The organism is Mycobacteroides sp. H003 (assembly GCF_001440135.1).
Classification (GTDB): Bacteria; Actinomycetota; Actinomycetes; order Mycobacteriales; family Mycobacteriaceae; genus Mycobacterium; species Mycobacterium gwanakae.
This window is the reverse complement of record NZ_LJYL01000009.1, coordinates 229,510-243,438: the sequence shown is the minus strand read 5'-3', so window position 1 is coordinate 243,438 and position 13,929 is coordinate 229,510. Positions and strand designations below refer to the sequence as shown.

Here is a 13,929-nt window from a genome sequence, read left to right as displayed (position 1 = left end):
GTTTGGAACATATGACTGCGCCTTCGATCACCTCTGTTCTGGTCGCCAACCGCGGCGAGATCGCCCGCCGCGTCTTCGCCACCTGCCGCAAGCTTGGGCTCGGAACTGTCGCCGTCTATTCGGACGCCGACGCCGACAGCCCACATGTGTCCGAGGCCGATGCCGCGGTGCACCTACCCGGCACCTCCAGCGCAGAGACCTACCTGCGCGGTGAGCTCATCATCGCCGCGGCCAAGGCCACCGGCGCCGACGCAATCCACCCCGGTTACGGATTCCTCTCCGAGAATGCCGATTTCGCTCGCGCGGTGGCGGAAGCCGGCCTTACCTGGATCGGCCCGCCGGTCACGGCAATCGAGTCGATGGGCTCGAAGATCGAGTCCAAGAAACTCATGGAAGCCGCCGGCGTGCCGGTGCTGGGCCAGCTCGACCCCGACACCGTCACCGCCGATCAGCTTCCGGTGCTCGTCAAGGCCTCCGCCGGTGGCGGTGGCCGTGGTATGCGGATCGTGTCAGATCTCGACAAACTTCCCGCTGAAATCGCTGCCGCACAACGGGAAGCCCAATCCGCATTCGGGGACCCGACGGTCTTCTGCGAGCGCTACCTGGGCACCGGCCGGCACATCGAAGTACAGGTGATGGCCGACAGCCACGGCACGGTGTGGGCCGTGGGTGAGCGCGAGTGCTCCATCCAGCGCCGTCACCAGAAGGTCATCGAGGAAGCACCCTCGCCCTTGGTGACCCGAATCGACGGCATGCGCGAGCGGCTCTTCGAGGCGTCACGTACCGCCGCGGCGACAATCGGTTATGTGGGCGCGGGCACCATGGAATTCCTGGCCACCGAAGACGGCGAGTTCTTCTTCCTCGAGATGAACACCCGCCTGCAGGTGGAGCACCCGGTGACCGAGTGCACCACCGGTCTGGACTTGGTGCTGTTGCAGATTCAGGTGTCCGAAGGCGGACGGCTCGATCCGGAACCTCCTGCGATCCACGGTCATTCGATCGAGGCGCGGCTGTATGCGGAGAATCCGGCCGCCGAGTGGCAACCGCAAAGCGGCACCGTGCGGCGCTTCGACATACCTGGGGCCAGTGCGGAATTCCAGCTGCCTGGACATCCGGGGCGCAACGGGATCCGCTTGGACTCGACCATTGTCGACGGCAGCGTGGTGTCGGTGCACTACGACCCGATGCTTGCGAAGGTCATCACGGTGGCGCCGACGCGCACCGAGGCCGCCCGGCTGCTGGCCTCGACGCTGGAACGCGCGCGGATACACGGGCTGACCACCAACCGTGATCTGTTGGTCAACGTGTTGCGTCACCCCGCGTTCCTCGCCGGTGACACCGACACGTCATTCCTGAACAAGCACGGCCTGGACATCCTTGCCAAACCGCTGGCTGATGAGGCGGCGCACCAGTACTCGGCGCTTGCCGCGGCACTTGCCGACGCGGCCGCGAACCGGGCCTCGGCGGTAGCCTGCGCGGCCCTTCCAAGCGGCTGGCGCAATCTGGCGTCCGGCTTCCAGACCAAGGAATTCGCGGTCGGCGAGAGCGTCATCTCGGTGCGGTATCGCCTGACCCGGTCCGGCCTGGAGCTGGATGGCGACTGGCCATCCATTGACTTGGTCTCGGCGACACCGGATCACGTGGCACTCGTCATTGACGGCGTCCGGCGTGGATTCGACGTGTCCTTCTACGGGGCAACTGTGGACGTCGACTCCCCGCTCCGTCCGGTGGCACTGGCCGTGGTGCCCCGATTCACCGACCCCAGCACCGAGGTGGCGGCGGGCTCGCTCATCGCGCCGATGCCGGGAGTGGTGCTGCGGGTGGGTGCCGCGGTGGGAGACACCGTCACCGCGGGTACACCCATTGTCTGGCTGGAGGCCATGAAGATGGAGCACACCATCGTCGCCCCCGCTGACGGCGTTCTAGAGATCCTCAATGTCGAACCGGGACAACAGGTCGAACTCGGCACCGTACTAGCCCAGTTGGCCGCGGAGGCCAACACCGAAGGAGAGCCCACATGACGCAGACCAATCCGTACGTAGAGTCCGAAGAGCGCAAGGCGCTGCGCCAGGCGGTGGCCGCGCTCGCCGGCAGCTACGGCCACGAGTACTACCTGGAGAAGTCCAAGACCCACGCACATCTGAACGAGCTGTGGGATGAGGCAGGAAAGCTCGGCTTCCTGGGAGTGAACATTCCGGAGGAGTACGGCGGCGGCGGCGCCGGCATGTACGAGCTTGGGCTCGTCTTCGAGGAACTGTCGGCGGCCGGGTGTCCGCTGCTGATGATGGTCGTCTCCCCCGCCATCAACGCCACGATCATCGCCCGCTACGGCACCGATGAGCAGAAGAAGAACTGGCTGCCCGCGATGGCCGACGGCACCTTCACGATGGCGTTCGCCATTACCGAACCCGACGCCGGCTCGAACTCCCACAACATCATCACCACCGCCAAGCGCGACGGCGGCGACTGGATTCTCAACGGGCGCAAGGTTTACATCTCCGGCGTCGACCAGGCCAACGCCGTGTTGGTGGTGGCACGCACCGAGGAGGCCAAGACCGGCAAGCTCAAGCCGGCGCTGTTCGTGGTGCCCACCGACACCAAGGGTTTCGAGTACACACCTATCGATATGGAGCTCACGCTCCCGGAACGGCAGTTCCAGGTCTTCATAGACGATGTGCGCGTGCCGGGTAATGCGCTCGTCGGATCCGAGGATGCCGCACTGATGCAGCTGTTCGCCGGTTTGAATCCCGAGCGAATCATGGGCGCCGCCAGCGGGGTTGGCCTCACCCGCCTTGCCCTGGGAAAGGCCACCGATTACGTCAAGACGCGCCAGGTGTGGAAGACGCCGATCGGCGCACACCAGGCCATTGCGCACCCGCTCGCCGAGATCAAGGTCGAGCTGGAAATGGCCAAGCTCATGATGCAGAAGGCCGCTACGCTCTACGACTGCGGCGACGACTGGGGCGCAGCGGAGGCGGCCAACATGGCCAAGTACGCCGCGGCGGACGTGGCCTGTAGGGCCGCCGACCGGGCCGTGCAGTCCTTGGGCGGCAACGGATTGACCTCAGAGTACGCCGTGGCGCCACTGTTGAACCTGTCGCGTTTCGGGCGTATTGCCCCGGTGAGCCGGGAGATGATCCTCAACTTCGTCGCGCAGACATCGCTCGGCCTGCCCCGCTCGTACTAAAGGAGACACCCCATGAGTGACACTCTCGTCCAGTACGAGGTGGACGGTCGCGCCGCCCGTCTGACGCTCGACTCACCGCATAACCGCAACGCGTTGTCCAGCGGCTTGGTGCGGCAATTACGAGAGGGGCTGCAGCGCGCCGCCGCCGACAAAACGGTGCGCGCCGTGGTGCTCACCCATACTGGCAACACGTTCTGCGCGGGCGCCGATCTGTCGGAGAGCTCAGCGGCATCATCCGATCCCCAGGATGTCGCCAAGGATCGGGCGGGCCAACTCACCGCATTGTTGCGCGACATCCTGGAGCTGCCGCTACCGGTCGTCATCGCCGTCAACGGCCATGTGCGAGCCGGCGGCTTCGGCCTCGTCGGTGCCGCCGATATCGCGGTGGCAGGACCCGACAGCACCTTCGCACTGACCGAGGCGCGCATCGGCGTGGCGCCGTCGATCATCTCGCTGACACTGCTGCCGCGCCTCACCGGCCGCGCTGCCGCGCGCTACTTCGTCACCGGCGAGAAGTTCGACGCACGGGTGGCCGCGGAAATCGGGTTGGTGACCAAGTCCGTCGACAGCTCCGAAGCAGTCGAGGCGGCAGTGACGTCATTGGTCGATGACATCGCGCTCGGTTCGCCCCAGGGGCTGGCGGAGTCCAAGAAGCTCACCACCGCGCCGATCCTCGCCGATTTCGATGCTCGTGCAGTCGAGTTGACGGAAACGTCGGCGCGTCTGTTCGTCTCGCCGGAGGCGCAGGAGGGCATGTTGTCGTTCCTCCAAAAGCGTCCTCCCGCCTGGCAAGTGTGAACCAGTCGGCACTACGCGTGTAGTGCGCTGAGCAACACGAATGAACCGCGTGCCTTTAAGCGCCGTTCGTCGTAGGCTCGGCGGTGATGAGCAACCTCCCTGAGCGGGTTACCGCATCGATGCGGGCCGCAGACGCCGATCGCATGCGTGTCGCGCAGCTGTTATCCGACGCAGCGGCGCAGGGGCGGCTGGAGCTCTCCGAATTCGAGGACCGCCTCACCAAGGTGTACTCGGCAAACACATACGGTGAGCTTGATCAGCTCAGCGCCGACCTGCCCGCGGTCGCTACCGCCCAGGTTCGAGGTAAAGACAGCAAGCCAGCACCATCAACGGTGCTGATGGCGATCATGAGTGGATTTGAACGACGGGGCCGCTGGAACGTGCCTGGCAAGCTCACTTCATTCGCGCTGTGGGGTGGCGGCGTGCTGGACCTGCGTTACGCCGACTTCACCTCCAACGAGGTCGAGATCCGCTCGTTCTCCATCATGGGTGGCCAGACGATCCTCTTGCCTCCAGAGGTCAATGTGGATGTCAGGGGTGTCGCCGTGATGGGTGGCTTCGATCACTCCGCGAGCGGCACCGGGGTACAGGGCGCACCACATGTGACCGTCAAGGGGTTCTCACTGTGGGGCGGGGTAAACGTCAAGCGGAAGCGGCGCAAGCGTCGCGAGTCGATGGAAGAGCGCTGACGGCATCCAAAGCACCGAAGCGCCACAGCGTATTCACAATCTGACGGCGCCGATCGACATCCAGCGCTGATGCGAGGACGGCATCAAGGTCATTCAGGGTGAACTCGCCGGCCAGCGCTAGGAGTCCGTCAAGATTCACCACGCCTCCGAACGCTATGTCGGGACCACGGGCCACCAGATGGGTCCGATCCGCACCGGCGATCGATTGCACCACCGCGGGGTAGGCCCAGCCGAGCGGGACACCCGCAGGGGGATCGTCGGTACGCAAGGCCGCCACCTTCGGGGGCCGCAGATACCCGGCGGTGCGCTGCTTGGCCGCCGCCAGTTCCATGGTTGTCGCCAGTCCCGATATGGCCTCGGGGTCGCCGAGCGTGTCGAGCACCAGCCGGCGGACGTCATCGAAGCTGCGCGGCGCGTGTGCTGCGTCGAGCCGCGCACCGAAATGGTCGATCATCCAGTCCGAGAATGACTTCCGGATGTTGGGCGGGAAGAGTGTAACTCCCAGGAATACAGAGGGGCCGGCGTTGCGGAACAGGTGATAGCGCCCCCGGGGAATGCATATGAAGTCACCCGGGGTCAGGGTGTAGCGGTGCGCGCCGGGCAGCAGTCGGTCGAAGTCAAACGAGACCTTGCCCAACGACGGGTTCTCGAACAACTGGTGGTGGTCGATTCCATCGGCGGGCCACACCCAGAGGTCCTTGACACCGGGGCCCAGATGGAAGATCAGCGATGGCTCGTCGTCCTTGTGTATCCCGAAGGGAGTCCATTCCACATCGGCGATAAACGTGTAGATATCGGCGCCGGACACCAGATCTCGTCCCGGAACAAGGCTGCGCACCAGGGTCTGAGCGAACGCGCCGAGGCCCAGATCCCATGAGGAGATGTCGTTGATGGCGACGCATGCCGGACGGTCATCGGAGTTCTCGGCGAGCCATTCGGTCAACGGCTGCGCGCCTTGCGGCGCGGTGCGGGCAAGCCGCTCGGTGAGCTTGAAATCGAATTCGCTGCCCCGGAATCCGCGTAGTCGCAACCCCTTTCCACCTGCAATGGTCGCCGTAGCCACCGCCGCGGCGATCCGGCCGCTGATCACACTCGGGTCTGTCACCAATCCGGGGAGGAAGACCGTTTCCTCATACCCGGGGGCCCACTCCCGGACAAACTGACGCCAGCGCGGGTCTTCGACGAACACTATTTCGCCTCCATGGCTGCGTCCGGGCGTGCATAGCCGGGGGACGACCATGCACGCCCGGCGTCCACTCTTAGTGGCTGGCAACCATTTCCGTTGCGGTAACGATCTCTTCGTCCTCGACAACGATCTCAACAGCGATTTCGCGCATGGCGGTTCCTTTCCTTCGAACGGTTAACTGCCGAACTCATCACAGGCACCGTGCTGGCATCCGTCGCGTGGAGCCACCGCGGTGGACGTACGCCCAGCCCACAGACGCCGTCATTAGATCAGTCGCGCGGTCGTGGCCGAAAGTTCCCGCCCGGCTCGATTCACACCGGTGAGAGCTCCCATGCGCCGCTGCCGGTCAGCTGCAACCGCGACCGGTGGTGACGGTCGATCGTCGACCTGTGTCCCACGCTGACAACCACACACTCGGGTAGCCGTTCCCGCACCAGTGCGTACATCGCATCCTCCAGCCCCTCGTCCAGCGCCGAGGTCGACTCGTCGAGGAACACCACCGTCGGGCGCACCAGTAGCACCCTGACGAAGGACACCCGCTGCTGCTCCCCCAGCGAGAGCACGGCGGCCCAGTCGGCTTCCTGATCCAGCCGCTCGGTTAGGTGCCCGAGCGAGACATCGCGCAGCGCCTGCATAAGCTCCTCGTCCGAAACATCCTCCACGGGAAGTGGATACACCACGGTTTCGCGCAGGTTGCCCAATGGCAGATACGGCAGCTGCGGCAGGAACAGTGTCGCCCACCCGTCGGGGCGCTCGACCAGTCCGGAGGCCTGTGGCCACAGCTGCGCCAGGCTGCGCAGCAAGGTGGTCTTCCCGCAGCCCGATGGACCCTTGACCACGACACTGTCACCTGCGGTCAGCGTGAGGTTGAGGTCCGCGATCATGTCCAGCCCCTGGAGATCGCGGACCTGGACATCGGTGAGTATCAGGGCGTCGTCGGCGCCGGTCACGTTGATCCGTGGCAGTTCACGGGCGCGATGATCGCTATCGAGCATCTGATCGATACGCAGGAGCGCAGCCCGGTAGACGGTGAATTCGTCGTAACTGTCTCGGAAGAAGGACATTGCGCCGCAGACGTTTCCGAATGCGGCGACGGTCTGCAACAGGTCACCGACTTTGATCTGCCCGGTGAAGAATCGAGGCGCCTGCACGATGTACGGAATCATGCCGGTGGTCACGTCGCCGATACCGCGGTTCCATCCGTTGAGGCGCAGCTGTGCGTACACGATGCGCCACATATTGGCGATGATCTCGCCGAAACGTGAATGCAGCAGCCGTCGTTCACGTTCGCCGCCCCGATAGAAGGCCACCCGCTCGGAGCTATCGCGCAGCCGCACCAGCGCGTACCGGAAGCTCGCGCTGAACCGTTCGTTCAAGAAGTTCAGCCGCACCAGTGGACGGCCGATCCAGAATGCGATAACGGTCACCGTGATCGAGAAAACGAACGCGATGAAGACCATGGCTCGAGGGATCTCGATTCCCCACAACAACAGTGGACCCGAGAGCTGCCACAGCACCCCGGTGAACATGACGATCAGCAGTGTCTTGTTCACCGCACCCAGCGTCAGATCCACCGATTTGGTGGTGTGCGTCTCGATGTCGATCTGGATCCGCTGGTCGGGGTTCTCCACCGGAACATCCAGAAAACGGTTGCGGTAAAAGGCATCCTTGCTCATCCAGTCGTCAACGAGCCGTGTGTTGAGCCACACCCGCCACCGGATGGCGAACACTCTGCGCAGGAAGAAGTCCACCACCGTATAGGTGACCGTGAGCACCACGAGAATGCCGCTGATCGCGAATGAGGTGAAGAACGCCTGGCGCGCATCGGCCAGCAGAGCCGAGTTGTGGGTGACGAGCGCCTCCGAGCCAACCTGCAGCGCATTCATCAGGTCCTTGTACTGGTACGTGAAGATCACCGTCACGCGTGCCATGTACACCGTGTGCCACATGATGAATGCCAGCAATGCCCACGTGCGCCAACTGTCACGCCCCCGGAAGAAGGGCGCGTTGACTCGCCAGAATTGCTGTCCCCATTGGGTAAACCGGGCGATAGCGAAAGCCACCGCAAGGAATACCACCATGGTGACCGCCCAGGCTTGCAGCGTCCACACCAGAGAGCGCAATGGCTCGCCCGGCCAATCCAAACTGGGCTGAACCATGGGCTCTCCCTATCGTTGCGCCCTAATGGGCGAAGTGACGTGCTCCAGTGGTGTACAACGTGATTCCCGCAGCCTTAGCAGCATCGGTCACCAACTCATCGCGCATGGATCCGCCCGGATGCACGATCGCTCGAACTCCGGCCTGCGTCAGCACCTCCAGGCCATCGGGGAACGGGAAGAAGGCGTCCGAGGCCGCTACCGCGCCGGAGACTCGATCCCCACCACGAGACACCGCCAGCTTGGCGGCGTCTACCCGGTTGACCTGTCCCATTCCGACGCCGATGGTGGCGCCGCCGGAGGCCACGACGATCGCGTTGGACTTGACGGCCCGCCCCACCTTCCAGGCGAAAGCCAAGTCCGCCAACGTGTCCTCGTCCACAGCGGCGCCGGCCACCAACGTCCAGTTGGCCGGATCGTCACCCTCGGCGTCGAGCGCATCGCGCTCCTGCACGAGCAGGCCACCACTGATTTGTCGCCACTCGGTGTACCCGGACTGCGGCGGCGCCGCGCGCAGCAGACGCACGTTCTTCTTGCGACTCAGCACCTCCACCGCGCCGTCCTCGTAGCCCGGCGCCACAATCACCTCGGTGAAAATGTCGGCGACCCGCTCGGCCATCTCCACGCTCACCTCGCGGTTGACCGCGATCACGCCGCCGAAGGCACTCAACGGATCGCATTCGTGTGCCTTGAGATGCGCATCGGCGATCGAGATGTCCGACACCCCGATACCGCATGGGTTGGCGTGCTTGATGATGGCCGCGCAGGCCTTGTCCTGGTCCCACGCGGCGCGCCAGGCAGCATCGGCGTCCGTGTAGTTGTTGTACGACATCTCTTTTCCGTGCAGCTGCTCGGCCTGCGCCAGACCATGCCCCGCGGCGCCGGTGTACAGGGCCGCCTGCTGGTGCGGGTTCTCCCCATAACGCAGCACCGCAGAACGATTCCACGTGCCGCCGATCCATGACGGCAACTGGGCGCCCTCGGGCTCCGCCACGGACGACAGCCAGCCCGCGACCGCCACATCGTACTCGGCGGTGTGGCGGAACGCCTTGGCCGCCAGAATCTTCCGCGCCTCCAGGGTGAATCCCCCGGCATCGACCGCAGCCAGGACCGCACCGTATGAGGCGGGGTCCACGACCACCGCGACGCTCGGGTGGTTCTTCGCAGCGGCACGCACCATCGAGGGGCCACCAATGTCGATTTGTTCGACACATTCGTCCTCGGACGCGCCCGAGGCCACCGTGGCGGCGAACGGGTACAGGTTGACGACCACCAGCTCGAAGCCCTTGACGCCCAGCTCCTCGAGTTGGGTCAGGTGCTCCTCGCGGCGGGTGTCGGCCAAGACGCCGGCGTGCACATGCGGATGCAAGGTCTTCACCCGGCCATCCAGCACCTCCGGAAACCCGGTGACCTCTTCCACAGGTGTCACCGGAATTGACGCGGCAGCAATGGTTTTCGCGGTCGATCCGGTGGATACCAGTTCTACACCGGCGGCGTGCAGCCCGCTGGCGAGCTCTTCCAGTCCGGTCTTGTCGTAGACACTGATCAATGCCCGCCGTACGGGTCGCTGCGTACTCACTTGATGGAGGCCCTTCTTCCGTTCCAAATCAAACCTCTGGTGGCCACCGCGGCCAGCACATCTACCAGCAGCGCGCGTTCCACCACCTTGATGCGTTCATGCAGGCTGGCCTCGTCGTCATCCCCATGCACGGCGACGGCCTGCTGGGCAAGGATCGGCCCGGTATCCATCCCGTCATCGACCAGGTGCACCGTGCAACCGGTGACCTTGACCCCATGCGCCAGCGCGTCGGGGACGGCATGCGCGCCGGGGAAGGACGGCAATAGCGCGGGATGGGTATTGATGACCCGACCCAAGAACTGTGAAAGAAACCGTGGCCCAAGTATCTTCATGAATCCGGCCGAGACCACCAGATCGGGCCGGTGGGCGGACGTGGCGTCGGTGATGGCGGCGTCCCATTGTTCACGGGAGTCGTAGTCCGAGAGCCGCACGGTGTAGCTGGGCAGCTGCGCGCCGGTGGCGATATCGACGGCGGCGCATTGCCGGTCGGTACCTACGGCGACGATCCGGGCCGGGAAGTCATCCGTCGCCGCGTCAAGCAGGGAACGCAGCAGGCTTCCAGTGCCGGACGCCAGGACCACGACCCGCGCCGGGGCAGATGGGGCGATCTCAACGGGCGACTTGGGCTCCGAGGAGCCACCCGCGCGAGGAGAATCCGACACCGACACGCCGCTGAGCGTAGCCGGACTGGTCACTTGGCCTGTTCCGGAGGGTCGCTGGAGTCACTCTCGGCTGGGGGTTGGGCCGGTGCCTCCGGGTCCGGTTCGGCTTCCACCTCTGATTCGGCTTCGGGTTCCGGCTCAGGCTCGGGCACCGGTTCGGGTTCTAGCTCCGTTTCCGGTTCCGGTGCTGGCGCTGGTTCCGGTTCGGGCTCTGGCCGGGCTTTAGCCGGGAGACGGGTGGCTCCGCCCAGCATGAACACCGTCAACAGGCCGATGACCAGGAACCAGAAGAACACCCCGGGGCCGAACGTGCCCTGATCGATCCCCAGGCGTCCGAAGTTCCCCAGCTGCCCGCCGGCAAGCTTTCCGGCGATCGCCAGGAATGTTGCCGCGAGCAGCGCCGCCGTGACCACCTTGTGGATCGCCGTCGGCCACGGAACGGGTCGGCGCGCGCATTGCTGACCGACGGCCACTCCGGACGCCGCACCGATGATCATCAGGGCCACCCACGCGGGACCGAGAGGTGGCGTGGGGACCGCTGCCAGGATCGGCACCGCCGGCAGTTGTCCACCGAAAACAGCGAACGCACTAAAGGCCGCGGTACCCACATGCGCGCTTGATCCGACCGCCAGGGCGCAGCCACCCAGAATGACGTTGGGCGCGTAGAGGATCGCCAACAACGTCAGGCTCAGCTGACCCACGAAATCGTTGGTGACCGAGTACAGCTGATCCATAGTCGCCCAATGGACCACCAAAGACCCCGCGGTCACGGCCGCGGACAGCCCGAAGAGTGCGAGCACCCCGGCGACAGCGCCGCGAGCCGCGTCCATTGGCCATGACGGCAGCTGTAGGAGCACCGCAAGCCGCCTGCCGACCCGCAGCAATACGCCGACAATCGCACCGGCGGCATGGACTCCGAGGACAGAACCGAATGCGCGCAAGGCATTCGGTGATTGCAGCTGCGTCAGAACCGTCGATGCGTCGTGAATGATCGCCAGCGATATCGCCGTCATCAAGAGCGGGCCGGCCAGTGCCGAGGCGATCACCCACCGAATCACGTACCAGGAAGCGGTGGGTGCGATTGTCGAGGCGACCGTTCGGGCAACGCCCCAAACCATCGCCGCCGTCGGCAACAGCGGCAGCACCTCGATGACTCGCCCACCGATCGAGATGGGTACCAGGTGGGTGCCCAGCCACATGCTGGCCACCGCACCGAACGTCCCGGTCATATCGCTGTTGGCAATTACCAACTGCACCAAGACGATTGCCGCAATGACGACCAACGCAACTGCTGACGGGCCAAAGGCAACCGTCAGCAGTGCGCGAGCCTGTGCGGGATTGGCGCGCGAGGTTTGATTCACGCGCCGATCACGGCAGTAAACACGGTCTTAGTTGGAAGGACGCGAGGTGCCGAACAGATCGTCACCACTGGCAGAGGACGAACCACTGCTAGCGCCCGCGCCGCCCTGCTCGCCTCCGGGAGCCTGACCACTGGCACCACCGAAGGTTGGGTACTGCTGGGTCGGCTGCGAGGATCCGGCCTGCTGGGTCGGCTGCGCTGACGGCGGAGTGAAGCCGGAGCTGCTGAAGCCCTGCGGCGGGGTCGGAGGCGCAGACTGCGGCTGCTGCTGACCGTAGCCACCGTACGACGGCGGGGCGGCAGGCGTGGGCTGCTGCTGGCCGTACCCCTGAGCGCTGGCCTGGCCATAGCTCGGAGCAGGCTGCTGGCCGAAGCTCTGCTGCTGGCCGTACCCCTGAGCACCGGCCTGACCGTAGCCCTGCCCCTGCTTGGGCAGTTGCTGCTGGGGCTGCTGCTGCGCCGGGGTGTAGTACTGACTCTGCTGCGGCTGGTACTGGCTACCGAACGGATTGGTTGCGGGCGAGGCAGTCTTGGCCTTGACCACGCCGACCTCGCTGAGCAGGGCATACACGGCGGCTGCGGCCTGCAGGCCGGACACCACGGCGAGCGTGATCAGGCCCCACCCAATACCGACCTCACCGAAGGCGGCCGCAAACGGGTTGCCGAACAGGCCGCCGAGAACAAAGAGGAATCCGACGATCGACAGGATGGCGACGGGCGCCTGCTTGTCGTCCTTGCCGGAGAGGAGCGAGACTCCTGCGGTCAGACCGGCGAGCAACAGCGCGAACTGAGCGAAGCCGAAGACCGGCGACAGCGCCAGCAGGTCGAATCCGCCGAAGCTTCCCGACGTCCCCGAGCTGGCCTTCCCGGTGTAGAACGGCCCGAAGCCGGCAATGAAGCCGATCAGGCTCAGCACCAGGACACCACCGGGCAGGTAAACCCCTAGCGCGCCCGTGTTGGGCTCGGCCACAAAGGACGGGGTGCCGTACGGATTGGACGGCTGCGCGGGCTGGTATCCGGGCCCACCGGTCGAATACGTCATTACATCTCCTACATCACGGTTTCGGTCGTGGTCTCGGGGTGGATCGCCTCCACGCTACTGCACCCGGCGTCGGTACGGACGCAGACAAGGCCAGACACGGCCGAGGCACATCGGTTAGCTCAAAACCGGTACGCGATATTCGCTGTGGGTTTCCTGAGCATCGGCTGCCTCGATCTCGCGGACCAGTGGCAGCACCTTGGCGCCGAAGTATTCGATCTCCTCCTGGAAGTGCAGGAAGCCGCCCAGGATCAGGTCCACACCCCGTCGGCGGTAGGCGACGATCCGCTCGGCGATCTGTTCCGGGGTTCCGATGAGCTGGGTACGAAATCCGTCGTTGTACTGCACCAGATCCTCGAACGAGGAATCCGCCCACATGCCCTTCTTGTCGCCGGTGGCCGAGCCCGCCTGCTGAACGGCCGCGCGGAAGCCCTCGACGGCGGGGCGATTGGCCTTCGCGACGATTTCCCGCAGGACCTCGCGCGCTTCGGCCTCGGTGTCTCTGGCGATGATGAAGCCGTTGAGCCCGACGCTGACCTCGCGGCCGGCAGTGCGGGCGTGGTCACGGACCTCCACGATCTGGTCGGTGATGCCCGCGAAGTCCTTGCCGTTGGAGAAGTACCAATCGGAATAGAGGCCGCCGTTGCGCCGCGCGGCCGTGGAGTTGCCTCCCTGGAACAGCTCGGGAGTGTGCAGTGGCTTCGGCTTCAGCGTGAAGTCGTGGATTCGATAGAAATCGCCCCGGAAGTCGACGTCGTCCTCGGTCCAGATCTTGCGCAGCACCTGAAGGAATTCGCCACTTCGGCGGTACCTCTCGTCGTGCTCTAACCACGGTTCGCCCAAGTGAGTGAACTCGTCCTTGAACCATCCGGATACCACGTTGACGGCGAAGCGACCGCCGGATAGGTGATCGGCGGTTGCGCCCAGCTTGGCGAGCACGCCCGGCTGCCAGAGTCCGGGATGGACGGCGGCGATCACCTTGAGGCGCTCGGTGGCCAGCAGCAGAGCAAGAGAGAAGCTGGTGGATTCGTGTTGGTACTCGGCGCCGTAGCTGGCCTCGTAACGCACCTGGGTGAGCGCGTATTCGAAGCCGTTCTTCTCGGCCGTGCGTGCCAGCGTGACGTTGTAGTCGTAGCCCCAGTCCGTGCGCTGCTCGATGGTGCTGGTGACCAGGCCACCGCTGACATTGGGGACCCAGTACGCAAATTTGACGTGGTCGGATATCCGTTCGGTCGTCATGGAGTTATGCAAACAGCGAACCCTGCGGACGGTC

At 65.0% G+C, this 13,929-nt stretch carries 11 protein-coding genes; 4 read left to right on the top strand and 7 right to left on the bottom strand.

Annotated elements, in window-relative coordinates; genetic code table 11:
• Window positions 1-11 precede the first annotated feature (11 nt).
• The 4 genes from AOT87_RS01425 (at window position 12) to AOT87_RS01410 (ending at window position 4,674) form a co-directional block, all read left to right on the top strand.
• The gene (locus tag AOT87_RS01425; protein ID WP_057968660.1) at window positions 12-2,021 is read left to right on the top strand and encodes a biotin carboxylase N-terminal domain-containing protein; all 2,010 of its coding nucleotides are present in this window, start codon (window positions 12-14) and stop codon (window positions 2,019-2,021) included.
• Window positions 2,018-3,187: an acyl-CoA dehydrogenase family protein gene (locus AOT87_RS01420; RefSeq protein ID WP_057968661.1), complete on the top strand. Its 1,170-nt coding sequence runs from the start codon at window positions 2,018-2,020 to the stop codon at window positions 3,185-3,187. The genes AOT87_RS01425 and AOT87_RS01420 overlap by 4 nt, the downstream gene beginning before the upstream one ends.
• 12 nt (window positions 3,188-3,199) lie before the next feature.
• Window positions 3,200-3,985: an enoyl-CoA hydratase family protein gene (locus tag AOT87_RS01415; RefSeq protein WP_030094519.1), complete on the top strand. Its 786-nt coding sequence runs from the start codon at window positions 3,200-3,202 to the stop codon at window positions 3,983-3,985.
• 86 nt (window positions 3,986-4,071) lie between these two features.
• Window positions 4,072-4,674 (top strand): DUF1707 domain-containing protein, encoded by a 603-nt coding sequence (locus tag AOT87_RS01410; protein ID WP_057968662.1) that lies wholly within the window; start codon window positions 4,072-4,074, stop codon window positions 4,672-4,674.
• Here the strand turns inward: AOT87_RS01410 and AOT87_RS01405 are convergent.
• The 7 genes from AOT87_RS01405 to sfnG all read right to left on the bottom strand — a co-directional run bounded on the left by AOT87_RS01405 (window position 4,628) and on the right by sfnG (window position 13,895).
• A complete protein-coding gene (locus AOT87_RS01405; protein ID WP_057968663.1) occupies window positions 4,628-5,863 on the bottom strand; it encodes a hypothetical protein in 1,236 nt (411 codons plus the stop codon). The genes AOT87_RS01410 and AOT87_RS01405 overlap by 47 nt on opposite strands.
• Window positions 5,864-6,171: 308 nt before the next feature.
• Window positions 6,172-8,019 (bottom strand): ABC transporter ATP-binding protein/permease, encoded by a 1,848-nt coding sequence (locus tag AOT87_RS01400; RefSeq protein ID WP_046252729.1) that lies wholly within the window; start codon window positions 8,017-8,019, stop codon window positions 6,172-6,174.
• 22 nt (window positions 8,020-8,041) lie between these two features.
• Complete coding sequence (gene purH / locus AOT87_RS01395) at window positions 8,042-9,595, bottom strand: bifunctional phosphoribosylaminoimidazolecarboxamide formyltransferase/IMP cyclohydrolase (protein ID WP_046252728.1); 1,554 nt, start codon at window positions 9,593-9,595, stop codon at window positions 8,042-8,044.
• Window positions 9,592-10,257 carry a phosphoribosylglycinamide formyltransferase gene (purN, locus tag AOT87_RS01390; RefSeq protein ID WP_046255547.1) on the bottom strand — a complete coding sequence of 222 codons (666 nt, stop codon included), beginning with the start codon at window positions 10,255-10,257 and terminating at the stop codon, window positions 9,592-9,594. Before purN ends, purH begins: the two co-directional genes overlap by 4 nt.
• A gap of 29 nt (window positions 10,258-10,286) precedes the next feature.
• Window positions 10,287-11,618, bottom strand: a complete 1,332-nt coding sequence (locus AOT87_RS01385; RefSeq protein WP_046252727.1) for a DUF6350 family protein — start codon at window positions 11,616-11,618, stop codon at window positions 10,287-10,289.
• Between the two features lie 27 nt (window positions 11,619-11,645).
• Window positions 11,646-12,659, bottom strand: coding sequence for a DUF5336 domain-containing protein (locus AOT87_RS01380; RefSeq protein ID WP_030094512.1), 1,014 nt, complete (start codon window positions 12,657-12,659; stop codon window positions 11,646-11,648).
• 114 nt (window positions 12,660-12,773) lie between these two features.
• The gene (gene sfnG, locus AOT87_RS01375; protein WP_030094511.1) at window positions 12,774-13,895 is read right to left on the bottom strand and encodes a dimethylsulfone monooxygenase SfnG; all 1,122 of its coding nucleotides are present in this window, start codon (window positions 13,893-13,895) and stop codon (window positions 12,774-12,776) included.
• Window positions 13,896-13,929: the final 34 nt, after the last annotated feature.

Bases quoted from the DNA above. Each gene is read 5' to 3' on its own strand.
- sfnG (WP_030094511.1), bottom strand. From the start codon at position 13,895: ATGACGACCGAACGGATATCCGACCACGTCAAATTTGCGTACTGGGTC.
- AOT87_RS01410 (WP_057968662.1), top strand. From the start codon at position 4,072: ATGAGCAACCTCCCTGAGCGGGTTACCGCATCGATGCGGGCCGCAGAC.
- AOT87_RS01420 (WP_057968661.1), top strand. From the start codon at position 2,018: ATGACGCAGACCAATCCGTACGTAGAGTCCGAAGAGCGCAAGGCGCTG.
- AOT87_RS01425 (WP_057968660.1), top strand. From the start codon at position 12: ATGACTGCGCCTTCGATCACCTCTGTTCTGGTCGCCAACCGCGGCGAG.
- AOT87_RS01400 (WP_046252729.1), bottom strand. From the start codon at position 8,019: ATGGTTCAGCCCAGTTTGGATTGGCCGGGCGAGCCATTGCGCTCTCTG.
- AOT87_RS01415 (WP_030094519.1), top strand. From the start codon at position 3,200: ATGAGTGACACTCTCGTCCAGTACGAGGTGGACGGTCGCGCCGCCCGT.
- AOT87_RS01380 (WP_030094512.1), bottom strand. From the start codon at position 12,659: ATGACGTATTCGACCGGTGGGCCCGGATACCAGCCCGCGCAGCCGTCC.